Source organism: Rathayibacter sp. AY2B7 (assembly GCF_002931635.1).
Lineage (GTDB): Bacteria > Actinomycetota > Actinomycetes > Actinomycetales > Microbacteriaceae > Rathayibacter.
Map to the genome: position 1 here is coordinate 24222 of NZ_PSUC01000013.1, position 23028 is coordinate 47249.

The following is a 23028-nucleotide window of genomic DNA, read 5'->3' on the forward strand; positions in this document are numbered from 1 at the left end:
GGGCGCGCCCGCCCCGCCGCCGTCTCCTACGACGAAGAAGGAGAGAGTCATGGATCACCCGATCCTCGAACTCCGCAACATCACCAAGAGCTTCGGCGAGAAGGTCGCGAACCGGGACATCTCGCTCACCATCCAGCCCGGCACCGTCCACGCGATCGTGGGAGAGAACGGCGCGGGCAAGTCCACGTTGATGAACATGATCTCCGGGAACCTGCAGCCGGACTCCGGCCACATCGTCGTCGACGGCCGAGTCGTGCAGGTGTCGGATCCGAGGAAGGCCGACGCGCTCGGCATCGGCATGGTCCATCAGCACTTCAAGCTCGTCCCGTCGCTGAGCGTCGCCGCCAACATCTTCCTGGGGAACGAGACCAGCTCAAGCCTCGGAGTGCTCGACCGGCGCCGGATGGAGGACCGCGTCATCGCGCTCACCGAGGAGCTGGGCCTGCGTCTGGACCCGCGCGACCGCGTGCAGGACCTGTCAGTGGGGGAGCGGCAGCGCGTCGAGATCGTCAAAGCGCTCTCGCACGACACGAGACTCCTCATCCTCGACGAGCCGACCGCCGTTCTCACACCCTCCGAGACCGACGAACTGTTCATCGTCGTACGCCGCCTCGCGGCACAGGGCTGCGCGGTCGTCTTCATCTCCCACAAGCTCGGCGAAGTGCTCGCGATCGCCGACGAGATCTCCGTGATCCGCGACGGCGAGGTCATCGGCAGCCGACCAGCAGCCGGCCTCGACCAGAGCGACATCGCCACGATGATGGTCGGCCGCGAAGTCCTCCTGAGGATCAAGCACACCCCTGCCAGCCCGAAAGAGAGCGTCCTCACAGTCGAGAACCTCTCCGCGATCGACCAACGAGGCACGATCGCCGTCAAGAACCTCTCACTGATGGTCCGCAGCGGCGAGATCGTCGGCATCGCCGGCGTCGAAGGCAACGGGCAGTCCGAGCTCGCCGCCGCTGTCGCGGGCATGCAGCCACCCCTGCGTGGCCGCATCGAGCTCAACGGCCGCGACGTGACCACCGCCGCCGTCGCGCAACGGCGGGTCTCCGGACTCGCCTACATCCCCGAGGACCGGCACGAAGAAGGAGCCGCGCCGACACTGAGCATCGCCGAGAACGTCGCCGCCGGGCACCTGCGGCCTCCGCTCGCCCGGCACGGCTGGCTATCGCTGCGCTCCATGCGCAGCTACGCGCAGGACCTCATCAGCAGATTCGACGTCCGCGGTGCACATCCGGAGACCCCCATCGGCTCCCTCTCCGGCGGCAACATGCAGAAGGTCATCATCGCTCGAGAATTCGAGGCGCAACCGGACCTGCTGATGGTGTCGCAACCGACTCGTGGAGTCGACGTCGGCGCGATGGAGTTCGTGCACAACTCCATCGTCGAGATGCGCGACAAAGGCGCTGGTGTCCTGCTCTTCTCCGCGGACCTCAACGAAGTCATGAGCCTCTCCGATCGCCTCCTCGTCATGTACCGAGGAGAGATCATCGCCGAATTCGACCAGTCCACCATGTCGGAAGTCGCCGTCGGTCTGGCCATGGCGGGGATCGCGCCGGACACGGAAGCCTTGAGAGAAGCGGAAGCCGAACGGCGCCGCATCGCCGCGCAGCTCGAGTCCAGCGGCACCCGGCCGGTCGGCGAGAACGCCGACATCGCCCGCGTCGACGAGCTGAACACGACCTCCGTCGTCGTCCCGAAGAGGATCGCCGTCAACGCGCCGCCGAGAACCATCGGCGCCCTGCTGTCCGACTTCACAACGAAGACGTTCAGTAGCGCTCTGCAGCCGGTGCTCGCGGTGCTCGCCGCACTCGTGATCGGCGCGATCATCATCATCGCGATCGGGCAGAATCCGGTCGCCGCCTACGTGGAGCTCTTCACCTCCGCCTGGCGCACACCCTTCGGAATCGGCAGCATCCTCGCCATGTTCGTCCCGCTGACCATCATGGCCGCGGGCACGATCGTCTCCTTCCGAGCCGGGCACTTCAACATCGGAGGCGAAGGGCAGCTCTACTTCGGAGCGTTCTTCGGCGCCTACGTCGGATTCACTCTCCAGGGCCTGCCGCCCGCGGTCCACATCCCCCTGGTGATCGCCGCCGGCGCAGCGGCCGGAGCGCTCTGGGGACTTCTGCCCGGATACCTGACCGGGTTCCTGAAGGTGGACATCATCGTCATCACGCTGCTCCTGTCCCAGGTAGCACTGCTCATCACGAGCTACTTCGTCACCGGCCCCTTCGCCGACCCGTCGGCCACCCTCGCCGGCACACCCCGAGTTGAGCCCTCCGCTCTCCTCCCCGTCTTCAGCCCAGCGTTCGGATTCGGGCCCGACCTGCTGATCGCGATCGTCATCGCCGTTCTGATCGCTCTGATACTCAACCGCAGCACCTGGGGCCTTCGCGCGAAGGAACTCGGTGAACGCAACCGCTTCGCCGACTACATCGGCACCTCGTCACGACGGATGACCCTTCAGGTCATGGCGCTCAGCGGAGCCGCTGCCGGCATCGCCGGCGCCCTGTTCGTCATCGGGCCCAATGGAGGACGATTCCTCCAGTCCTTCTCTCCGGGCTTCGGGTTCCTGGCGATCACAGTCGCTCTGCTCGCTCGCCTGAACCCCTGGGCATCGCTGTTCGTCGCCCTCTTCTACGCGACGATGATGGCCGGCGGTACCGGGATCCAGGCCATCGGTGTCCCCTTCCCCATGATCAGCATCCTGCAGGGCCTCATCGTCGTCGCGATCACCGCGACCTTCGTCTTCAACGTGCGCGCGAAACGGAAGAAGCCTGATGCCGACCCGACCGTTCGAGTGCCATCGACCATGACAGAGGTGTCGAAGTGAACGAGATCCTCGCTCAGATCCTGACGATCGGCACGCTGACCGTCATCCTCGCCAAGACCACCCCGATCCTGCTCGCCGCGATCGGCGGCGGACTCAGCCAGGTGGGGAACATCCTCAACATCGGCCTCGAGGGGCTCTTGCTGGTCGGCGCCTTCACCGGCATCGCCGTCGGAGCCGTCACCGACCCTTTCACCGGCGTCGTCGCAGCGCTCGCGGCCGGAGTGCTCCTCTCCCTGATCTATGCGATCGCGTCGCTCGTGTTCAAAGCGGACTACATCGTCGTGGGCATCGGAACCAACCTGCTCGCCGTCGGCATCACCGTGCTCCTGCTCACCGTGCTCTACGGCAACGCCGGGGTGACACCCGGAGACGTGAAATCGGTGCTGCCGAAGATCGATCTCGGCCCGGTCGGAGACATCCCCGTCATCGGACCCCTCTTCAATTCACACACGATCCTGGTCTGGATCGCTCTCGTGCTCGTCCCGGTGTACTGGTTCGTTCTGTACCGCACCCGCTTCGGCGTGCACCTGCGCGCAGTGGGAGAGGACGAAGCAGCAGCACGGGCCGCGGGCATCCGCGTCTTCCAGGTCAAGTTCATCTCCATTCTCGTAACGGGAGCACTGTGCGGGCTCGCCGGAGCGCAGCTGTCCATGGCCTCCGTCGGGTCCTTCACCTCAGGGATGACCTCGGGCCGCGGCTTCATCGTGGTCGCCGCCGTCATCTTCGCGGCCGGCCGCCCCCTCCCCACACTGCTGGTCTGCCTCGTCTTTGGCGCTGCCGACGGACTCGCTGATCGTCTGGCGCTGGGCGGCGTCAATTCCTCGCTCGCTCTCCTCACGCCCTACATCATCACGATCATCGCCCTCATCGCCGCAGCGCTGCGCGTCCGCAGCGCGGTGAAAGCCCGCGCCAAACGCGGACTCGTGCAACTGACGTGACGACCCCTCCAACCCGGAAAGAGAGAAGAGCCGTGAAGCACGTCGCCGTCATCGGAAGCGCCAACGTCGATCTGGTCGTCGAGGTGCCGCGCCGTCCCGGCGCGGGGGAGACACTCCTCGGCTCGGATCTTCAACGGTTCGCCGGCGGTAAGGGAGCCAACCAGGCAGCAGCAGCTGCTCGAGCGGGCGCGCGGACGACCTTCCACGCGTGCGTCGGCTCCGATTCGGACGGAGAGATCCTGCGATCCCGTCTCGCAGAGGCCGGCGTCGATGTCGAGGGTATACGCGACGTCGACCGGCCCACAGGGACCGCTCTCGTGCTCGTCACGCCGGACGGTGAGAACTCGATCGTCGTCTCACCGGGCGCCAACGACGCCCTGGACCTCGCCTTCATCGACGCGAGCGTCAACGACTGGTCCCCGGCGGATCTCCTCGTCCTCAACCTGGAGTCACCGATCTGGTCCGTGGAACATGCAGCCCGTCTCGCCGAGGACCGGGGTGTACGGGTGCTGCTGAACGCGGCACCGGCAGCGTCCGTGCACAGGAGGACACTCGTCCTCTGCGACCCTCTCGTCGTCAACGAGCACGAAGCCCGCATCCTCCTCGAGGACGAGGTCTCCTCCTTCTCCGATCTCGCCCTGCGCTTCCTCGAGATCGGCGTGCGCTCAGTGGTGATCACGCTCGGCGCGGCCGGCGCCGTGTTCGGTGAGAATCACCACGTCCAAGAGGTTTCCGCTCATGCGGTGGACGTCATCGATACGACGGGCGCCGGCGACGCCTTCGTAGGATCGTTGGCCTGCGAGCTCGCTGGCGGCTCTTCTCTGCAGGAGGCAGTTCGATTCGCTAGCGCCGTCGCGGCGGTGTCCGTGCAGCATCTGGGAGCCCAGAGCTCGTACCCCGACCGTGAGAGCGTCGAGCGCTGGCTCGCCCGAGGCTGAGCACCGGGCCCCCCGTGCGTGGTACCCAGGTGCCATCGACCGGCGACCTCGGGACGATGTGCCGTCTCTTCACTGGATGGTGGGATCTAGACATGAGAAATACCGCCTCTTCTTCACCGGTCACCTCGAAGCTCGTCCGTCTGAGCGCCATCGGAGCCGCAGGACTCCTTCTGGCCTCATCGCTCACGGGCTGCTCACTCCTCGCACCCGAAGCGTGGGCCATCACCTACCACGTCGACGTCGAAGGAAGTGGGTCCGAGCAGCTCACCCAGGTGGGCTACGGCGACACCGATGCCTTCGATTCAGAGCCCAAGCGCACGGACGTGGGCGACGCCGCGACAACACCGACGGCGGACAGCGAGGGGACCCGGGAGTGGGAAGCGGAGGCCGTCATCAAGGCCACCCAGTCCGCCTGGGTGGAAGTGAAGCCCGGCCCCGAGGCGACCGCGCGGTGCCAGATCCTCATCGACGGTGAACGCGCGATCACGTTCGTTCAGGGTGAGCCGGGCGAGATGGTCCGGTGCGAGGTCGAGACACCGGATTTCGCGGACTGACACGACCCGTCGCCGCGAAAGCGTGACGGTCACACAACACTTCGAGCCGCCTCCACGTGCAAGCCCGGCCGTCTCCCCTCCGCACGACTGCTCCTGAAGGACGACCATGAACATCTCTCCCGCGCTGACAGCGAGTCTGTTCGCTCTTCCCGTGGGGATCGCCCTGTTCGCACCGTTCGTCGCCATTCGGTACCGACGGGAGGGGCGACTCTCCGCCATGCGACTGCTGCAGTGGGGCGCTCTGCTGCTCTACGGCATGGCCCTGTGGACGTACACCCTGCTCCCTCTTCCCATCCCGGGCACCTACGAGTGCCTGCCGGCTCAGCTGAATCCCTTGCAGTTCCTCTCCGACATCACGAAGTACCCGCACGGGTCACCGGGCGAGCTGCTGCGCAATCCCGCCGCAGCGCAGATTGCCTTGAACGTCGCACTGTTCCTTCCGCTGGGATCATTCCTTCGGCTGATCTGGCGGCGAGGCGTCGCCGCGAGTGTGGTGGCAGGATTCCTCGTCTCGCTGGCGATCGAGCTGACACAGCTCACCGGGCTCTGGGGCGTCACCGCCTGCGCGTACCGCCTGTTCGATGTCGACGATCTCCTCGCGAACACGATCGGCGCCGCACTGGGGGGTCTCTTCTCCATCCTTCTGCGTACGCGCAGGAACACGACGAGTGCAGTGCCGTTCGCTCCGGCGCGGATCACGCTCCCGCGTCGCATCGTCGGGATCCTCTGCGACCTGACCGTTCTCTTGTGCGCTGGGGCGGCAGCCCGAGTTCTCCTCGTCGCCTGGTGGCTGTATGTCGATGCCCCCGATGATGACGCCTCGACGCTCGACGCGTACAGCGACCTGGTGGCTGCCCTTGTGCCGGTCGCGCTGTTCGCGGCCCTCGTGCTGATCACGGGACGTACCGTCGGCGATCACGCGACCCTGATCCGATGGGACGGCGGTCCCCGATCGGTTCTCCTGGCTCGAGCTCTGCGGCTTCTGGGCAGCGCCGGCCCCTGGATGCTCGCCGCCTACTACCTGTACCCAATCGTCGCACTTCTCCTCGCGCTGACGGCAGTCGTCGCGCTGGTCGCCCGACGCGATCGCGCCGGGATACCGGGGCTCCTCGCACGCCTGCATCCCGTCGACGCTCGCCCTGCCGCAGTCCCCCCGCACCTCGGTGAGCGGCGCGTCGACTCACACACCTCCTGACTGCTCCGACCGCTACTGCAAAACCTGGGCACACGCCCGCGCTCAAAGGACCGCCCACCCTGGCCGTCAACGCCTCGGGATCACCGGGGTCCACCACAAGCCGACAACGATCCGAAAGGAAAGACATCATTTCCGCTTCCCAGGTGCACACGCGCCGACCCTCTCACCCCTCTGACCGGCGACGGTCCGGATCGTCTCGCATCTCGCGAACGATTGCCGCGCTGGCCGTGGCGGTGTGGGCTTTCGCCGTCTGCCTCTCGATTCTGGGACTGCTGCTGCCCGCATACCCGGGAGCATTGCTGCTGGCTGCAGGCCTTCTCACCGGATTGATCTACCCGTTCCTCCTCGTGCTCGTCGCCGCCGGAATCGTGATCGTGATCATGGCGTGGAGGCGGAAGAGGAGAGTCGTCGCCGGGAGCGCATGGCTTCTCTCCGTGCTGCTCGCAGCCGGGATCGCCTGGCCGATGGCGGGAGCCGTAGCGGCAGCACAGGAGGCGGACGTCACGCTGTCGGTCTCCTCCCTTCTCCAGGGCGCGCCGGCTGCGGGGTCACCGGCGCCAGGCGACACGCAGACCTACCGGAGCGTCGAGGGCGAAGACCTCGACCTCGATGTGTGGAAACCCATCAGTGACGATGCGGCCGCCAAAGCGAACCACGCCTCCCTCGTTTACGTCTTCGGAGGTGGATGGGTCGCGGGGGACCGAACGATGTGGGCGCCGTTCTTCCAGTACCTCACAGCGCAGGGGATCACCGTCTTCTCCATCGACTATCGCCTCTCCACCGAAGACGAGGCCTCCTGGTCGACGTCGATCAGCGACGTGCGCTGCGCGGTCGGCTGGATCCATGACCATGCCGACACCTACGGAATCGACTCCGAGCGCGTCGCGATCAGCGGAGGATCGGCCGGAGCGAATCTGGCTCTGCTGGCCGGCTACACAAGTGACGATCCCGCTCCTGCGGGCTGCGGGGCCAACACCTCAGTCCGGGCGATCGTGGACTTCTACGGGCCGACCGACTTGTCCGCGCTCGAATCCGAGTCCGGGTCGACCGTCGCTGTCGACATGATGCACACCTACCTCGGCGCGACCGCGGAGGAGGAACCCGAGCGCTACGCGGACCTCTCGCCCATCACCCACGTGTCGGCATCGTCTCCGCCGACTCTTCTCCTCCACGGCACGCACGACGGCATGGTTCCCTCCAGCCAGAGCGAAAAGCTCGCCGCGGCACTGAATGCCGCACGCGTGGATCACCGTCTCGTCCTGATCAGTGGGGCCCAGCACGGCTTCGACATGATCTGGGGCACCCTCGCCGGCCAAGCGGCTCGCGCCGAGGTCATGCACTTCCTAGAAAAGCACGTCACCAGCTGATGGCGTGGTCCTCAGCCAGCGACAGCCCCGGTCAGCGCGCGATCACTCTGAAGGGAACGTCGTGATGGGTCCCGGTCACCTGGGGCGCAGAGAGAATACCCAGGATCGTCGTGGCCGCTTCCTCGACGCCAGGATCGACCGTCGAGAAGGTCGGAATGTGGAAGCGGCCCTCTTCAATGCCGTCGAAGCCCATGACCTGCACGTCGCCGGGAACCGCAATGCCTTGGCTGCCGAGCGTATAGAGCGCGCCGAGTGCCAACGCGTCGCTGAAGCAGAAGAGCGCGTCGAACTCGACGCCGTCGTCGAGCAGCCGTTGCACCGCCATGGATCCCTCGGCGCGATTGAACTCGCCGACCGTCGCGAACAAGGCGGGGTCGATCGGGATACCGGCCGCGTCCAGTGCCCGACGGCACCCCTCAAAGCGCAGTCGTGGCGTGGCGGTAGGCCCGCTGAGCTGCACTCCCACAACGGCGATCCTGCGCAGTCCGCGTTCAATGAGGTGGGTCGTCGCGGCGGCGGCCGCGCTGACGTTGTCGATGCCGACGTGATGCACCGCGGCTCCGACGAGCCCCTCGGCCTGCTCGCCGACGACGATGAGAGGAGTAGTCGATCGACGGTCGGCGAGATCTTCCACGGTCAGGCACAAAGGGCTGATCACGATACCATCGAGCGCCGGGAAACCGTGGCCCGACATCATCGCGAGCTCAGCACCTCGGTCGGCCCGGGTCTGGGCGACCAGCACGGTGAGGCTGCGCTGCTGGGCGGTCGCGACGAACCCCGAGGCGAACTCGGCGAAGTAAGGCTCCCTGAGGTCGGGGATCGCCAGGGCGATCATGCCGCTTCGACCACTTCGCAACTGGCGGGCCGCAAGGTTGGGCCGGTACCCGAGTTCATCGATGGCCAGCAGGATCTTCTCCCGCATTTCGGCACTGACCCACCCCGTGCAGTCAGTCATCATCGGAAAGTCCGTGAGCCCTTCGACGGTAACCGAGCTGGCAACCGATTGACAACCGATGTGACGGACCCGCCCGGGAGAAACACATGGCTCACCACCCACGCTATAGGCGGGGACCAAGTGCCGATCGTGGCGAGCGGCACTTAGGACCTATGGGGCGACACGCTCGTAAACACCGAGAACGCCGCCGTGTTCCAACGCGTCTGATCAGTCCACTCGCTGGCTACGCACTCCAGACGCCACCGAAGACCCGGCGCCAGTATGCGTTCACCGAGTCGCTGCAGGGGCGGCCTGAATCAATACTGACATAATGTGCATTATCGGATAACGGCGGAAGGGCCGGACCGACCGGGACTGAGGCCGCCCGACGGTCCGGCACGTCATCAGCGGATCGGCGAATGCTCCACCCACGGCTCGACGTCCTCGTACCAGCACGTCTCGGTCGGAGTGTCGAAGCGCGTGACCAGCCGTAGCCGCGGATCGACGGTCATCGTGCCGCGGACGCCGTCGTCGGCCTGATCCTCTCGGGCGCCCGCCGGAACGCACGTCAGCGGTCCTGCAAGCGCTCCCGCAGGTTCACCATCACCGCGACAGCATCGAGAAGGATGCTCACGCCGCCCGGCGTCCGCCGACGGACGGACTGCGCCCACGACGGCGTCGGACTCCCCCGATGCCGGTCCATTGCCGTCCACCCGGGCCATCCGTCGAGGAGCGCAGACCCGTGCGCCGGCGTCAGCCCCTTGTGAGGATCAGGCGAAGTCGGAGATGTCGCCGACGAGGCGGGTGTTGTCCGCGGGGATCGGCTCGACGGCCGCCAGAGCGACCTCGGCCGCGAACTCCTGCACGTTGTAGAGCTTGCCGGCCGACTCGCGACGCGAGCTGATCGCGCCCGGGTTCGCGCGCTCCAGCAGGGTCGCGGTGATGGTGCCCTCGATCATGTCGCCCGAGACGACGACGAACTCGATCCCGCGCTCGGCGAGCTCACCGATCCGCTCGCGCAGGGCGTCCTCGCCGGCGCGCTTGGAGAGCGCGACGGGCTCGTACTCGGGCATCGTGGGCGTGGTCCGGATGAAGTGCGCCTGGTGGCTCGTGACGAACACGACACGGGAGCCCTCGGAGAGCAGCGGCAGCGCCGCGTCGAGCACGGCGACCTGCGAGTCCCGGTTGAGGACCATCGCGTAGTCCTCCCCCATGTTGCTCTCCATGCCGCCGGAGGCGTTCAGGACGAGCACGTCCAGTCCTCCGTACTCCTTCTCGATGCGGGAGAAGAGCTCGGCGCGCGAGTCGGCGTCGGTGAGATCGGCGCCGACGGCGATGGCGGTGCCGCCGGCCTCGACGATCTGCGCGACGAGCTTGTCGGCGCGCGGCGCCTTCGAGCGGTAGTTGACGACGACGCGGGCTCCGGCCTCGGCCAGGTAGCGGACCGTGTCGGCGCCGATGCCGCGGGACGACCCGGTGACGAGAGCGCGCTTGCCGTCGAAGGAGTCGGGGGCGAGGGGATTGGACACGGGTATTCCTCCAGAACGCCGGCTCGGAGACCGGATCGGGCACGATGACGGGCCACGGCCCGACGGAGGAGTCTACCAAGGGCCTCGAGACCGTCGGCGCACCGCCTCTCCCAGCCCTCGTCCGGGGGGCGTTGATAGCCTGGGAATGCTCGTCGAGGGGAAGGAGCACACAGCATGGACGCTGTCACCCAGTACGCGTGGATCCTCTGGCTCGCGCTGATCCTCATCTTCGTGATCGTCGAGATGATCACTCTCGAGTTCACGTTCCTGATGCTCGCCGTCGGCAGCATCGGCGGACTGCTGACCGGGCTGGTCGGGGCTCCCTTCTGGGTCCAGGTCCCCGTCGCGGCCGTCCTCGCCGCCCTCCTGCTGTTCACCGTCCGGCCGCCGCTGCTGCGGCTGCTGAAACGGGGCGGCGATCCCACCCCCAGCGGAGCGGACGCTCTCCTCGGGCTCTCCGGCAGCGTCGTCCTCGCCGGCCCCGGAGCCGGCCAGGTCAAGCTCGCCAACGGCGAGACCTGGACCGTCCGCCTGTCCCCGCTCGTCGAGGACCGCACACTCGGAGTCGGCGAGAGAGTCGTCGTCACCGCCATCGAGGGCGCGACCGCGGTCGTCGTCCCCGCCGAAAGGAGCACACCGTGACACCGTCCTCCGTCGTGACGATCGTCGTCGTCGCCGCCGTCGTCCTCTTCGCCCTGGTCGTCCTCTTCCGAGCGGTCCGTATCATCCCCCAGGCCACCGCCGGGGTCGTGGAGCGCCTCGGCAAGTACCACAAGACCCTTCTGCCGGGCCTCAATCTCGTCGTGCCGTTCATCGACCGGGTTCGCCCGCTGATCGATCTGCGCGAGCAGGTCGTCTCGTTCCCGCCCCAGCCCGTGATCACGGAGGACAACCTCGTCGTCTCCATCGACACGGTCGTCTACTTCCAGGTGACGGACGCCCGCGCGGCGACCTACGAGATCGCCAACTACCTCGGCGCGGTCGAGCAGCTGACCACCACCACGCTCCGCAACGTCGTCGGCGGCCTGAACCTCGAGGAGGCGCTGACCTCCCGCGACAACATCAACGGGCAGCTGCGCATCGTCCTCGACGAGGCCACCGGCAAGTGGGGCATCCGCGTCGGACGCGTGGAGCTCAAGGCCATCGACCCGCCCCTCTCCATCCAGGACTCGATGGAGAAGCAGATGCGCGCCGAGCGCGACCGTCGAGCCGTGATCCTCACCGCCGAGGGCACCAAGCAGTCCCAGATCCTGAACGCCGAGGGTCAGCGCCAGGCCGCGATCCTCGCTGCGGAGGGCCAGGCGAAGGCGGCGGTCCTGCGGGCCGAGGGTGAGGCCAAGGCGATCACCACCGTCTTCCACGCCATCCACGAGGGCCGCCCCGACAGCGAGCTCCTCGCGTACCAGTACCTCCAGACACTCCCCAAGATCGCCGAGGGCAGCGCGAACAAGCTCTGGGTCATCCCGAGCGAGCTCACCGAGGCGCTGAAGGGCATTGGAGGCGCGCTCGGCCAGCGCGGCCAGTCCGCCCCGGCGGTCCGCCCGCAGGACGCGGCACCCTCGTCGGCGCCTGCGGCGTCCGCGCCTACCGCATCCGGGTCCGTCGGCTCCACTCCTGTCGAGCCCGGATCCGACACGTCCGCCCCCGTGGCGCCCGCGACGACCGACGGAGCCCTCGGCTCGGCGCTCACTCCCCCGCCGCCGGCCGTCTAGCCACGGACCCGGTCCGCGATGCGCGCCTCCGAGCCACCCCTCGTCCTGAGCGGGCCGACCCCCCGGGTGATCGCGCATCGCGGGTTCGGCCCGCCGGCCCAGGGCAACACGCTCGCCGCCTTCGAGCGCGCCCTCGCCGCGGGTGCGGATCTCCTCGAGACGGACGCGCGCGCGTCCCTCGACGGGGTCGCCGTGCTCGTCCACGACGCCGAGGTGATCGACCGCTCCGGCCGCCGCCACGTCGTCGCCGCCACCCGGTGGGAGGAGCTCGCCGACCTCCGACTGGCGGGCGGCGCCCGGCTCGCCTCTCTCGAGCAGGCCCTCGCCGCACTCCCCCGCGCGCGCTTCAACATCGACGTGAAGTCGCGGGACGCGATCGACCCGGTCGTCGCGGCGGTGTCCGGCGCCGCCGCCGCGGAGCGCGTCCTGATCACCTCGTTCTCCGAGATCCGTCGAGCAGCGGCCCTCCGCCGTCTTCCCGGCGCCGCGACCTCGGCGTCGGCGGTCCGCTTCGTCGTCGCCCTGGTCGCCGCCCACCTCGGCGCCGCCCTCCCCGTGCGTCTCGCTCTCCGCGGCATCGACGCGCTCCAGGTGCCCGAGCGCGCGCTCGGCCTCCGCGTCGCCGAGCCGCGGATCCTCGCCCGGCTGCGGGTGACCGGCTGCGAGATCCACCTCTGGACCATCGACGATCCGGAGCGGATGGAGCAGCTCCTCGCGCTCGGGATCGACGGGCTCGTGACCGACCGCACCGACCTCGCCCGAGCGGCCGTCGACACCCTCCTCAGCGCCCGTCAGCCAGGCCCTCAGGAACCGCGGAATACGCCTCCGACCTGAGGATTCTCTGGCAATGGCAGGGACGGGAAGACCACCTCCAGGTACGACGTTGACACTGGGGAAGCACAGCGAGAGGAGACCACACAATGGCAGATCGAAGCTTGCGAGGAATGCGGCTCGGATCCCAGAGCCTGCAGAGCGAAGAAGGCGTCGTCTTCTCCCCGCGATCGACGTACGAGTACCACTGCGCGAACTGCGGCCACGACACCGACATGGTGTTCTCGGCCGATGCGGAAGCACCGGAGACCTGGGAGTGCCGCTCCTGCGGTCACGAGGCCACTCTGATGGTGGACTCGAAGCCGGTCGTCGTGGACAAGGGCGAGCAGAAGGCTCCGCGCACCCACTGGGACATGCTGCTCGAGCGTCGGACCCGCGCGGAGCTGGAGGAGCTGCTCGAGGAGCGGCTCGCCTATCTGCGCGCCAGGCGCGGCGAGCACAAGATCGGCGCGTAGCGCCGGTCAGCGGGAACGGCGTCGCGGCTCGCGCGTCCTGAGGACGAACGAGACCATGCCGATGAGACCGGCGGCCAGGAAGTACCAGCCGAGGTCTCGCGCCCACACCAGAGCCGGGGTCGTGGTGGAGCTGAGGGGGACCTCGTCCACCATGGCACCCGGCTCGAACCATGTCAGGGAATCGATCGTCGCGCCGTCCGGCCCGATGATCGCACTCGTCCCGACGGTCGAGATGTTGACCACGCTGCGCCCGGTCTCGATGGCCCGCAGGCGAGCGATCGCGAGCTGCTGGACGCTCTCGTCGGTCCGGCCGAAGTCGGCGTTGTTGGTCTGCCCGAGGATGACCTGGGCTCCCCCGTCGACCATCGCGTTCGTCAGCGCGTCGTCCGAGATGTCGAAGCAGATCGCGATGCCTGCGAGCACGCCGTTCACGTCGAAGACGTTGGGACGGGTGCCGATCGAGTAGTCGCGGCTCACCAGGTCGACCAGGTCCGGAGCGAACATCCGCCAGAACGCCCGGTCCGGCATGTACTCGGCGAACGGGACGGGATGCACCTTGTCGTAGACCTGCGTCGCCCCCTCCCCCGCCTTCCAGAGCAGCGAGCTGTTGTAGAAGACGTCGTCCGAGGGGTTCGTGATCGTGCCCACGATGAACGGCGCGTCCATCGTCCGGCTGAGGTAGTCGAGGACGGCGGCCGACTGGGCGTTCCGGGTCGGATCGATGTCGACGCCGTTCTCGGGCCACACCACCATGTCGACGTCCTGGTCGAGGATCGGCAGCGTCGCCGAGGTGTGGTCCTCGAGGATCTGCCCGCGGTAGCTCTGCGAGAAGAGGCCCGCATCGGAGTCGCCCTGGACGGCGGCGATCCGGGTCGTGCCCTCCGTCGGTGCCGGCCAGGCGGGGAACACCAGCGCCACGATCGCGAAGCCCGCGAGAGCGCTGACGCGAGCGGAGGCCGGGACGGACATCTCGCGGACGGCCTGCGCGAGCACGGCGGCGAGGAACGCGACCACGAAGCCGAGGCCGGCGAAGCCGATCCACGCCGCGAGGCCGGCGAGCGGGCCGAGGGACTGCGAGATCGCGAGGCGGCCCCAGGCGAAGCCGCCGTAGGGCCAGACGCTGGTGATCGACTCGCGCCCGATCCAGAGCGCCGCCAGGAGGGCGGGGAGGCCGACCATCCGGCCGAGCGGTCCCGTCCAGACGCGGTGGCCGCGCGTGGAGACGACCGCCATCAGCCCCGCGGAGAGCGCGAAGAAGATCGCCTGTAGGCCGGCGAGGGCCGCCCACGGGACCGGGCCCAGGTAGAGGGTCAGCCACTCGATGTGGACGCCCCAGAAGACCGCTCCGCCGACGAGGCCGACGAGGGTCCCGCTCCAGAAGCCGCGCCCCGCCAGCGCGAACAGGATCGCCGCGGCGCCCACGATCGCCAGCGGCCAGACGTCGGAGTCGGGGAAGCCTCGGTCGAGCACGGCGCCGCCGAGGGCGGCGAGGGGCAGCGCCACCCACAGCGGAACGGTCCGCCCGTCGGGCGGAGGAGCGACCGGCGTCATGCGACGGTCGAGTACGCGACGATGCCGCGGCGGACCAGGTCGAGGGCGGTCCGGGCCGCACGGCCGACCTTGCCCTCGGCGACGACGGAGAGCTGGTCGAGGAGGTCGATGGTCTGCTTCGCCCAGCGCACGAAGTCGCCGGCGGCCATGTCGGACTCGCGGAGCACCATGTCGAGCGGCATGCCCTTGGCCCACATGTTCATCGACAGCGCCAGGCTCGTCGAGATCGGGTTGCTGCCCGGCAGGCGGTGCTCCCGCTCGACGTCGTCGAGCCGGGCCCACAGCAGCTGGGTCCTCTCCAGCGCCTCGGGGAACGCGCCGCGGGGCAGGAACTGCTCGCCGAGCGTCCCCTCCTCGCGTCGCGGCTCGAAGACCAGGCAGCACGCCATCGCCGCGAGGCCGGCCGGATCGAGCTCCGTCCACGCCTGCTTCCGGAGGCACTCGGCGACGAGCAGGTCCCGCTCCCCGTAGATCCGGCGGAGCGTGCGACCGTTGGGCGTCAGCGAGAGCTCGCCGACCTCGTCCCGGCGGAAGTAGCCGAGCTCGAGCAGCACGTCCGTGATGTGGTCGAAGATGCGGGCGACGGCGCCGGTACGCGAGCGGATCTGGCGCTCGATCTCGTCGGTCTCGCGGCGCAGCTTCCACCAGCGCTCGGCCCAGCGTGCGTGCTGCTCGCGGTCGGAGCAGGCGTGGCACGGGTGCGCCTTCATCCGGCGCCGCAGGCTCGTGAGCTGTCCCTGGCGCTTCTCGCGCTCGGCGTGGGAGGCCGACTCGCCGCGCACCGTGCCCCGGCGCTCGAGGTCGCCGATCTCGCGGCGGATCGCCGCGTACTGCTCGAAGTCGCCCAGGTGGCACTGCATCGCCGTGACGTAGCCCGCCATCGACTCCTCCTGCTGGCGGACCCGGCGGGCGAGATCGACGACGGACCGGTCGGCCTGGAACTGCGCGAACGACGACTCGAGGATCTCGCGCGTGCGCACCCGCCCGAACTGCTCGATCAGGTTCGCGGCCATGTTGTAGCTGGGGCGGAAGCTGGAGTTGAGCGGGTAGGTCCGCCGGGAGGCGAGGGACGCGACCGCCTGGGGGTCCATCCCGCCGCGCCACTGGATCACCGAGTGGCCCTCCACGTCGATGCCGCGTCGGCCCGCCCGGCCGGTGAGCTGGGTGTACTCCCCCGGTGTGATCGGGACGCGCGCCTCGCCGTTGAACTTCTCGAGCTTCTCGAGGACGACCGTGCGGGCGGGCATGTTGATGCCGAGCGCGAGCGTCTCGGTCGCGAAGACCACGCGCACGAGCCGGCGCAGGAACAGCTCCTCGACGACCTCCTTGAAGGCGGGGAGCATCCCGGCGTGGTGCGCGGCGACGCCCCGCTGGAGTCCGTCGAGCCACTCCCAGTAGCCGAGCACCGCGAGGTCCTCGTCGCGGATCGTCCGGCACCGCTCCTCGACGATCGCGCGGATCTCGTCGCGCTCGTGGCGCTCGGTGAGGCGCACGCCCGACCGCAGCACCTGGCGCACGGCCTGGTCGCAGCCCGCACGGCTGAAGACGAAGAAGATCGCGGGGAGGAGGTTCTTGCCGCGGAGGATCTCGACGACCTCCGAGCGCAGCACGAGCTCCTCGGTGCGCTGCTCCGGGTAGCGGCCGCGACCGCCTCGGCCGTTGCGGCCGCCCCTGCCGCCGCGCTCGACCCGGGAGCCGCCCTGGGCCATGCGGGCGAGCTCGGGGTTCACCCGGTTCGTCGCCGCCCGACCGGAGGAGTCGAAGAGGTCGACCAGCTTGCCGCCCACCAGGACGTGCTGGTCGAGCGGGACGGGCCGCTCCTCGGAGACGATGACCTCGGTCTCGCCCCGGACGGTCTGGAGCCAGTCGCCGAACTCCTCGGCGTTCGACACGGTCGCGCTGAGCGAGACCAGCCGCACGCGCTGCGGGAGGTGGATGATGACCTCCTCCCAGACGGCGCCGCGGAAGCGGTCGGCGAGGTAGTGCACCTCGTCCATCACGACGTAGGCGAGGTCGCGCAGGAGGTCCGAGTCGGCGTACAGCATGTTGCGCAGCACCTCGGTCGTCATCACGACGATGCGGGCGCGCGCGTTGACGTTGGAGTCGCCGGTCAGCAGACCGACCTCGGAGGCTCCGTAGTCCTCGACGAACTCCTGGAACTTCTGGTTGCTCAGCGCCTTCATCGGCGTCGTGTAGAAGACCTTGGCCGTCGGGTCCTGCATGGCCAGGTGGATCGCGAACTCGGCCACCGCCGTCTTGCCGGCGCCGGTGGGCGCGGCGACGAGGACGCTGTGGCCGTCGTCGAGAGCGCTGCAGGCCTCGTACTGGAAGGGGTCGAGGTCGAACGCGAGGGTCGAGCGGAACGCCTCGACCCTCGCGTGGCCCTGGCGCGTCCGGAACGCGGCGAACCGCTCGGCGGGAGACGGTCCGGTCACGCGGGCAGGTCGGAGGGGCTGCCGTCGAACACCAGCTGGCGCTTGGCGGCGCGCCGGTCGTGCAGGATCGCGATCCCGCAGGCGAGGAAGAACAGGAAGATGATCGGGATGGCCAGGAGGAACATCGAGATCGGGTCGGCCGCGGGGGTCGCGATCGCCGTGAAGAGCACGATCGCCATGATCGCGATGCGCCACGACTTGAGGATCAGCATGCCGGGGAGGATGCCGAGGAAGTTGAGGAGCACCAGGAAGACGGGCAGCACGAAGGCGATTCCGACGACCAGCACGAGCTTGAGAACGAACTCGTAGTAGATCTTGGCGTCGAGGAAGCTCGCCGCGTTGCTGCCGGTGAAGCTCGTCAGGAGCTCCACGATGTGCGGGAACACGAACCAGCCGGCCGCGCAGCCCGCGAAGAACAGCGGGATGGCGGTGAGGATGAAGCCGAGGCCGTACCGCATCTCCTTGCGGGTCAGGCCCGGGACGAGGAACGCCCAGATCTGGTAGAGCCAGACCGGGCTCGCCAGGACGATGCCCACCGTGATGGCGATCTGCAGCCGCAGGTCGAAGGCACCGGCGATCGTCGGGAAGTTGAGGATCGCCTCCTTGCCCTGGGTGGAGGCCACCTCGGAGATCGGAGCCTTGAGGGCCTCGAAGACCCACTCCGAGACGAACCACCCCGCGACGCACGCGATGACGATCGCGATCGCCGACTTGAAGAGCCTGTTGCGAAGCTCGACGAGATGCGCCCCGAGCGACATGCGCCCGTCGGGGTTCTTCGTCCGCTTCGTCCGTGGCTTCTTCGCTGCCACGGACGTCATTACTTGAGCGGGGACTCGGGCGGCGTGGTGGTGCCGGTGCCGGTGGTCGTGCCGGTGGATCCGGCGACGGTGCCGGTGGTCCCCTCGGTCGACTCACGGCGCTCGGTGCCGTCCTCGTCCTTCATGGTTTTGACCTCGCTCTTGAAGATCCGCATCGACTGCCCGACACTGCGGGCCAGCTGCGGGAGCTTGGGCGCACCGAACAGGAGGAGGATCACGGCGAGGATGATGAGGAGGTGCCACCCCTGGAGGCCAGCGAACATTGCAGACTCACTTCACTTGTCGGTTGCGGTGTACGAGGAGCTTACCCCGTTCGACCCGTCCTGACCGGCGGAGATCGATCCTGTCGCGACGTGCATCACGCCGGCCCTCGTGCGCACGCCTCACGTCGTCGCGATCGGCGAACAGCGACGAGGCCGGCCGGGGCGGCAGGTCGTCCGTCACTCCAGGACTCAGTGTCTCGAGTTTCGCGGTGACCTCGGACAGCTGTCCGAGGAGCACCTTCCCCTTGCGCCAGTAGGAGAGGGCGAAGAGGACCAGCATCGCCAGAGCGCCCAGCGCGAGGCCGAGCCAGATCAGGATCCACGACCACCAGGTCACGACGGCTCCCCCTCGTTCGCGGCGAGCGCGGAGGCCGCCCAGTGCGCGACCGCGGTGCGCGCCTCGGGGGGTGCCACCACGGTGACGAGACCCGCCAACGACGCCACCAGGCGCGTCAGTCCCTCCAGATGGGCGACGCGGAGACGGACGAGGACACCGTGGTCCTCCTCCCCCGGCACGGGATCGGGGAACTCGGCGTCGGCCGCGTAGTCGCCCAGCAGCACGACGGCGCTGGGGGCGACGCGCAGGTCCACGACGAGATCGGAGGCGGAGGCCTCGAAGAGCCGTTCCGACAGGGTCACCTCGTTGCGGCGCCGGACGATCGGCGTCCCCGTGTCGCGGAGGGAGCGCATCCTGTCGACCCGGAACGTCCTGACGCCCTCGCGGAGGTGGTCCCATCCGCGCAGGTACCAGTCCCGATCGACCGATTCGAGCACGAAGGGGTCGACGAGCCGGGACTCGGTCTCGCCGCGGGCGCTGCGGTAGTCGAAGGCGACCTGCGTCGCCGAGCCCATCGCTGTCCGCAGGAGCGCCACAGCGCTGTCCGCGCCCGTGCCGCGCGAGACCGCGACCGCGCTCGGGGCCGAGGAGGCGCCGCGTGCGAGCTTCCCCATCAGCGAGGCGATCCGGTCGTTGCCCTGGTTCTCGGGCAGCGCTGCGAGGTACTGCATGCCGGCGATGAGGGCGGCGGCCTCCCGCGCCGAGAACCTCGGCGAGTCGTCGATCGCGACCTGGTGGGTGAGGACGACGTGGTCGTTCTCCTCGAAGTCGTCCCAGCCGATGTCGAAGAGGTCGTTCGCCTGGTACTGCGCGGTCTCGCCGGGGATGCCCGAGACGGCGATGAGGCGCACCGCGCGGCGCACCTCCTCCTCCGGGATCTCGAAGTGCGCGGCGACCTCGGCGACGGAGACGCGGCCCCGGTCGAGCAGGTAGGGAACGAGGGAGAGGAGGACGGCCAGGCGGTCGCGCGCCTGCAGGGAGCGGGGTCTAGCCACGGGGATCCCCTCCATGGTCGTCCAGGGTGCGGCGGAGGCGGTCGAGGACGCGGCGGCGGAGCTCCTCCGGCTCGAGCACCCGCACCTCGGGACCGTGACCGGCGAGCTCGTCCGCGAGCACGTCCGGGTCGGTGTAGTGCAGGCGCAGCAGGCCCTGACCCTCGCCCTCGGCCTCGGCACGCCCGCCGAGACGGAGGGCGGCGTCGGAGTCGGGGGCGACGCGCAGCAGCGCGCTGTTGCGCTGCAGGATCTCGTCGAGCTGGGCGAGAGCGGTCGCCGCGTGGTCCCCCTCCGCGGGAGGCGCGGTGCGGCCGGTGGAGGCGACCGGCCCGACGATCCGCGACAGGAGGAAGGTCCGCGTGCCCTCGGCGCCCTCGTCCCAGCCGTGGAGGTGCCAGCGCCCCTGGTGGTTCACCAGGGCGCGGGGCTGCACGGTGCGCACGCGCGGCTCCTCGCCGCCGGGCTTCAGATAGGGGAAGCGGACGACCTGGCCGCGGTCGAGCGCGGCGTTGAGCGGCTCGAACGAGGACTCGCGAACCCGGATCGAGGGGCTGATGCCGATGACGGGGTCGACGGACTCGACCCCGATCGAGCGCAGCTTGATCAGCGCGCGCCGCGACTCCGCCGAGAGCGTCCCCTCGCGCCAGACCGCCCCGGCCAGGCGGAGCAGCGCGAGCTCCTCCGGATCGAAGGTCAGGTCGGCCGGGAGGTCGTAGCTGCGCTTCGCGATGCGGTACCGGACGGTCTGGGTGTTGCCCGGATCGCCCGGGGCGTCGACCGTCTCGATCGGGATGCCCAGCTCGCGCAGGTCGTCCTTGTCGCGCTCGAACTGGCGCTCGAGCGAGGTCCGGTCGCCCCGGCCCACCCGCTGCCGGTAGCCCTGCACCGTGGAGAGGACATCGGCCTTCGTCAGTCCGTTCTCGGCCGCGACGAGCGCGAGCACGAGGTTGAACAGACGCTCCTCGGCCGGGACGCGGCTCGAGGACGGGGCGTCGGAAGGCACGCCCTCCAGTCTAGGGCCGGGCCCGGTCAGACCTTTCCGAGGATGTCGGCGACGAAGATCAGCGTCGCGCCGCCGGGGATCCCGCCCTGAGGGGAGCCCTGGTCGCCGTAGCCCTGGTCCGGCGGGATGACCGCGATGACCTGGGATCCGACGGGCTGGCCGATGAGGGCGTCGGCGAATCCGGCGATGACTCCACCCTGGGTGGTCGAGCCGTCGGCGGCCGTGAAGACGGCGGGAGCGCCCTTCTCCCAGCTGGAGTCGAACACCTTCCCGTCGCTCCACTGCCAGCCGGTGTAGGCCACGACGACCTGGTCGCCCTCGGCGACGACGTCGCCGTCGCCCTTCTTGAGCTGGGCGATGCGGAGGTCGGTCGGCGCGTCGCCGGAGGGCTTCGCGAGCCCCGGGCGTCCGTCGTCGCCGAGCGTCACCGTCGGGAAGCCGTCGGGCGCGGGCTGGGCGTCGCCGTTCGCGCGGGCCAGCGAGGCCTCGCGGACGTCCGCGACGAGCACGAGCGTGTCGTCCTCCGAGATGCCGAGCTGCGACGAGGACTGGCCGAAGCCGTCCTCGGGGGCGATCGCGATGGCGACGCGCGAGCCGACCTGCGTGCAGAGGAGGCCCTCGTTCAGGCCGACGAGCCCGGCTCCGCCGACGCCGAAGCGGGCGGTGCTCGACCCGTCGTAGGGCGAGGTCTCGAGGACCGTGCCGTCCGCTCCGTTGACCAGGGTGTAGTCGATGGTGACGAGCTGGCCCTTCTCGAGCGGTGCGCCCGAGCCCTCGATGAGGGTGCTGACCTGCGTGCCGTCCGCCTTCAGCGGCGTCGGGACGCTGACGTCCGGCTTCGCTCCGAAGTCGCCCGTGGCGCTGACCGCCGCCGAGGAGTCGCCGGAGGAGAACGGAGCGTCGCAGTCCGCCTGCGAGGAGGACGCGGTGCATCCGGTGAGAGCGGCGACGATGCCGATGCCGGCGATGAGCGCGGTGGTCCTGCGCACGGGTCCTCGATTCGAGAGAAGGGGAGCGGTGACGCCCGGGGTGGAGACGGCCCGGAGGCCGGGAACAGCTTAGAGGATGCCCTCGTCGTCGGGCTCCGCGGTCTCCTCGCCGAACCCGCGGGCCCGGGAGAGCTCGGCGCTGGTGGCGGACTCGCGGACCCGCTTGCGCAGGCTCTTGGGGCTCACGGCGCGCTCGCCGAGCGCGCCGGGGGTCCAGGCCTCCACGTCCTCGTCGCTGAAGTCCGTCTTCGACGGGCGCCGCTTGAGCTCGGGGAGCACGGTGTCCGGAGCGAGCCGGCGGGCGGTGATGAGGAAGCCGGTGTGGCCGATCATCCGGTGGTCCGGCCGGACCGCGAGGCCCTCGACGTGCCAGCCGCGGACCATGGTCTCGTTCGACGACGGGTTCGTGAACAGGCCCGAGGCGCGGATCGCCTCCGCCGTCCGCGAGAGCTGCGTGACGGTGGCCACGTAGCAGAGGAGCACTCCCCCGGGCGTGAGTGCCTCGGCGGCGACGTCGAGGCACTCCCAGGGCGCGAGCATGTCGAGCACGACGCGGTCGGCCTCGCCGGACGGGACCGTGCCGGGCAGCGCCTCGACGAGGTCGCCGACGGTGACGCTCCAGTTGTCGGGCGTGTAGCCGAGGAAGGTCTCGATGTTCGCCCGTGCGACATCCGCGAACTCCTCGCGCCGCTCGAACGACGACAGCCGACCGGTCGGACCGACCGCCCGCAGCAGCCAGAGCGAGAGCGCGCCGGAGCCGACACCGGCCTCGACCACGCGGGCGCCGGGGAAGACGTCGGCGAGGGCGAGGATCTGGGCCGCGTCCTTCGGGTACACGATCGCCGCGCCGCGGGGCATCGACATCACGAAGTCGGCGAGGAGGGGGCGCAGCGCGAGGTGCTCGACGCCGACGGTGTTGGTCACCACCGAGCCGTCGGGCAGCCCGATCACCGTGTCGTGCTCGATGCCGCCCCGGTGCGTGTGGAACACCTTGCCGGGAACGAGCGTGATGGTGTTCATCCGCCCCTTGGGTCCCGTCAGCTGGACGCGGTCCCCCGCGCGGAAGGGGCCGGAATGCTGCAGTGCCTCACCGGTCATCGGCGGGCCTCCGTCTCGGTCGTGGCCGGGCCGGAGCCGCGGCGATCGGCGTCCCGCACCAGCTGGAGCTGGATCCCGCCGCTCCCTATGCCCTCTGGCCCACTCTCGCGGGCCGCACCGTCGCGGACCTCGCGACGGTGTCCTCCGAGCACCGCGGCTCCGGCCCGGCCACGACCGAGACGGAGGCCCGCCGATGACCGGTGAGGCACTGCAGCATTCCGGCCCCTTCCGCGCGGGGGACCGCGTCCAG

General features: G+C 69.4%; 21 protein-coding genes. 10 read left to right on the forward strand and 11 right to left on the reverse strand.

What is annotated here, in order from left to right; genetic code table 11:
• Window positions 1–49 precede the first annotated feature (49 nt).
• The 6 genes from C5C27_RS17905 (at window position 50) to C5C27_RS04370 (ending at window position 7828) form a co-directional block, all read left to right on the forward strand.
• The gene (locus tag C5C27_RS17905) at window positions 50–2836 is read left to right on the forward strand and encodes an ATP-binding cassette domain-containing protein (RefSeq protein WP_181133444.1); all 2787 of its coding nucleotides are present in this window, start codon (window positions 50–52) and stop codon (window positions 2834–2836) included.
• Window positions 2833–3774, forward strand: a complete 942-nt coding sequence (locus tag C5C27_RS04350) for an ABC transporter permease (protein WP_181133445.1) — start codon at window positions 2833–2835, stop codon at window positions 3772–3774. Before C5C27_RS17905 ends, C5C27_RS04350 begins: the two co-directional genes overlap by 4 nt.
• Window positions 3775–3806: 32 nt before the next feature.
• On the forward strand, window positions 3807–4712 hold the full coding sequence (locus C5C27_RS04355; RefSeq protein WP_104313716.1) for a ribokinase: 906 nt from the start codon (window positions 3807–3809) through the stop codon (window positions 4710–4712).
• A gap of 92 nt (window positions 4713–4804) precedes the next feature.
• Window positions 4805–5266, forward strand: a complete 462-nt coding sequence (locus tag C5C27_RS17675) for a hypothetical protein (protein ID WP_146079602.1) — start codon at window positions 4805–4807, stop codon at window positions 5264–5266.
• Between the two features lie 106 nt (window positions 5267–5372).
• A complete protein-coding gene (locus C5C27_RS04365; protein ID WP_104313718.1) occupies window positions 5373–6461 on the forward strand; it encodes a VanZ family protein in 1089 nt (362 codons plus the stop codon).
• Between the two features lie 227 nt (window positions 6462–6688).
• The gene (locus C5C27_RS04370; RefSeq protein ID WP_104313719.1) at window positions 6689–7828 is read left to right on the forward strand and encodes an alpha/beta hydrolase fold domain-containing protein; all 1140 of its coding nucleotides are present in this window, start codon (window positions 6689–6691) and stop codon (window positions 7826–7828) included.
• A gap of 31 nt (window positions 7829–7859) precedes the next feature.
• Here the strand turns inward: C5C27_RS04370 and C5C27_RS04375 are convergent, their stop codons facing one another.
• On the reverse strand, window positions 7860–8786 hold the full coding sequence (locus C5C27_RS04375) for a LacI family DNA-binding transcriptional regulator (protein ID WP_104313720.1): 927 nt from the start codon (window positions 8784–8786) through the stop codon (window positions 7860–7862).
• A gap of 746 nt (window positions 8787–9532) precedes the next feature.
• A complete protein-coding gene (locus C5C27_RS04380) occupies window positions 9533–10291 on the reverse strand; it encodes an SDR family oxidoreductase (protein ID WP_104313721.1) in 759 nt (252 codons plus the stop codon).
• Window positions 10292–10465: 174 nt separating this feature from the next.
• Here C5C27_RS04380 and C5C27_RS04385 point away from each other — a divergent pair, with 174 nt between their 5' ends.
• The 4 genes from C5C27_RS04385 (at window position 10466) to C5C27_RS04400 (ending at window position 13289) form a co-directional block, all read left to right on the forward strand.
• A complete protein-coding gene (locus C5C27_RS04385) occupies window positions 10466–10933 on the forward strand; it encodes an NfeD family protein (RefSeq protein WP_104222034.1) in 468 nt (155 codons plus the stop codon).
• Window positions 10934–10947: 14 nt separating this feature from the next.
• Window positions 10948–12003 (forward strand): SPFH domain-containing protein, encoded by a 1056-nt coding sequence (locus tag C5C27_RS04390; protein ID WP_374955270.1) that lies wholly within the window; start codon window positions 10948–10950, stop codon window positions 12001–12003.
• Between the two features lie 18 nt (window positions 12004–12021).
• Window positions 12022–12837 (forward strand): glycerophosphodiester phosphodiesterase family protein, encoded by an 816-nt coding sequence (locus C5C27_RS04395; RefSeq protein ID WP_104313723.1) that lies wholly within the window; start codon window positions 12022–12024, stop codon window positions 12835–12837.
• Window positions 12838–12923: 86 nt separating this feature from the next.
• Window positions 12924–13289: an RNA polymerase-binding protein RbpA gene (locus tag C5C27_RS04400; RefSeq protein ID WP_068207052.1), complete on the forward strand. Its 366-nt coding sequence runs from the start codon at window positions 12924–12926 to the stop codon at window positions 13287–13289.
• 6 nt (window positions 13290–13295) lie between these two features.
• On the opposite strand, the gene lnt is transcribed toward C5C27_RS04400, so the two are convergent.
• From lnt to C5C27_RS04445, 9 genes are all read right to left on the reverse strand, one after another.
• The gene (lnt, locus tag C5C27_RS04405) at window positions 13296–14840 is read right to left on the reverse strand and encodes an apolipoprotein N-acyltransferase (RefSeq protein WP_104313724.1); all 1545 of its coding nucleotides are present in this window, start codon (window positions 14838–14840) and stop codon (window positions 13296–13298) included.
• On the reverse strand, window positions 14837–17275 hold the full coding sequence (locus tag C5C27_RS04410) for an RNA helicase (protein WP_104313725.1): 2439 nt from the start codon (window positions 17273–17275) through the stop codon (window positions 14837–14839). The genes lnt and C5C27_RS04410 overlap by 4 nt, the downstream gene beginning before the upstream one ends.
• Window positions 17272–18033: a twin-arginine translocase subunit TatC gene (tatC, locus tag C5C27_RS04415; protein WP_104232683.1), complete on the reverse strand. Its 762-nt coding sequence runs from the start codon at window positions 18031–18033 to the stop codon at window positions 17272–17274. Before tatC ends, C5C27_RS04410 begins: the two co-directional genes overlap by 4 nt.
• Before the next feature lie 59 nt (window positions 18034–18092).
• Entirely contained in the window at window positions 18093–18356 is a 264-nt protein-coding gene (tatA, locus tag C5C27_RS04420; protein WP_104222022.1) for a Sec-independent protein translocase subunit TatA, read from the reverse strand.
• A 7-nt stretch (window positions 18357–18363) separates the two neighbouring features.
• On the reverse strand, window positions 18364–18693 hold the full coding sequence (locus tag C5C27_RS04425; RefSeq protein ID WP_104313726.1) for a hypothetical protein: 330 nt from the start codon (window positions 18691–18693) through the stop codon (window positions 18364–18366).
• Window positions 18690–19688, reverse strand: a complete 999-nt coding sequence (locus tag C5C27_RS04430; protein WP_104283651.1) for a YafY family protein — start codon at window positions 19686–19688, stop codon at window positions 18690–18692. Before C5C27_RS04430 ends, C5C27_RS04425 begins: the two co-directional genes overlap by 4 nt.
• Window positions 19681–20691, reverse strand: coding sequence for a YafY family protein (locus C5C27_RS04435; RefSeq protein ID WP_104237454.1), 1011 nt, complete (start codon window positions 20689–20691; stop codon window positions 19681–19683). Before C5C27_RS04435 ends, C5C27_RS04430 begins: the two co-directional genes overlap by 8 nt.
• A 26-nt stretch (window positions 20692–20717) precedes the next feature.
• The gene (locus tag C5C27_RS04440) at window positions 20718–21680 is read right to left on the reverse strand and encodes an FKBP-type peptidyl-prolyl cis-trans isomerase (protein WP_104232607.1); all 963 of its coding nucleotides are present in this window, start codon (window positions 21678–21680) and stop codon (window positions 20718–20720) included.
• A gap of 69 nt (window positions 21681–21749) precedes the next feature.
• Window positions 21750–22778, reverse strand: a complete 1029-nt coding sequence (locus C5C27_RS04445; RefSeq protein WP_104222012.1) for a tRNA (adenine-N1)-methyltransferase — start codon at window positions 22776–22778, stop codon at window positions 21750–21752.
• Window positions 22779–23028: the final 250 nt, after the last annotated feature.

Coding starts and splice junctions, on each gene's coding strand:
- C5C27_RS04385 (WP_104222034.1), top strand. CDS start 10,466: ATGGACGCTGTCACCCAGTACGCGTGGATCCTCTGGCTCGCGCTGATC.
- tatA (WP_104222022.1), bottom strand. CDS start 18,356: ATGTTCGCTGGCCTCCAGGGGTGGCACCTCCTCATCATCCTCGCCGTG.
- lnt (WP_104313724.1), bottom strand. CDS start 14,840: ATGACGCCGGTCGCTCCTCCGCCCGACGGGCGGACCGTTCCGCTGTGG.
- tatC (WP_104232683.1), bottom strand. CDS start 18,033: ATGTCGCTCGGGGCGCATCTCGTCGAGCTTCGCAACAGGCTCTTCAAG.
- C5C27_RS17675 (WP_146079602.1), top strand. CDS start 4,805: ATGAGAAATACCGCCTCTTCTTCACCGGTCACCTCGAAGCTCGTCCGT.
- C5C27_RS04365 (WP_104313718.1), top strand. CDS start 5,373: ATGAACATCTCTCCCGCGCTGACAGCGAGTCTGTTCGCTCTTCCCGTG.
- C5C27_RS04445 (WP_104222012.1), bottom strand. CDS start 22,778: ATGACCGGTGAGGCACTGCAGCATTCCGGCCCCTTCCGCGCGGGGGAC.
- C5C27_RS17905 (WP_181133444.1), top strand. CDS start 50: ATGGATCACCCGATCCTCGAACTCCGCAACATCACCAAGAGCTTCGGC.
- C5C27_RS04395 (WP_104313723.1), top strand. CDS start 12,022: ATGCGCGCCTCCGAGCCACCCCTCGTCCTGAGCGGGCCGACCCCCCGG.
- C5C27_RS04400 (WP_068207052.1), top strand. CDS start 12,924: ATGGCAGATCGAAGCTTGCGAGGAATGCGGCTCGGATCCCAGAGCCTG.
- C5C27_RS04375 (WP_104313720.1), bottom strand. CDS start 8,786: ATGATGACTGACTGCACGGGGTGGGTCAGTGCCGAAATGCGGGAGAAG.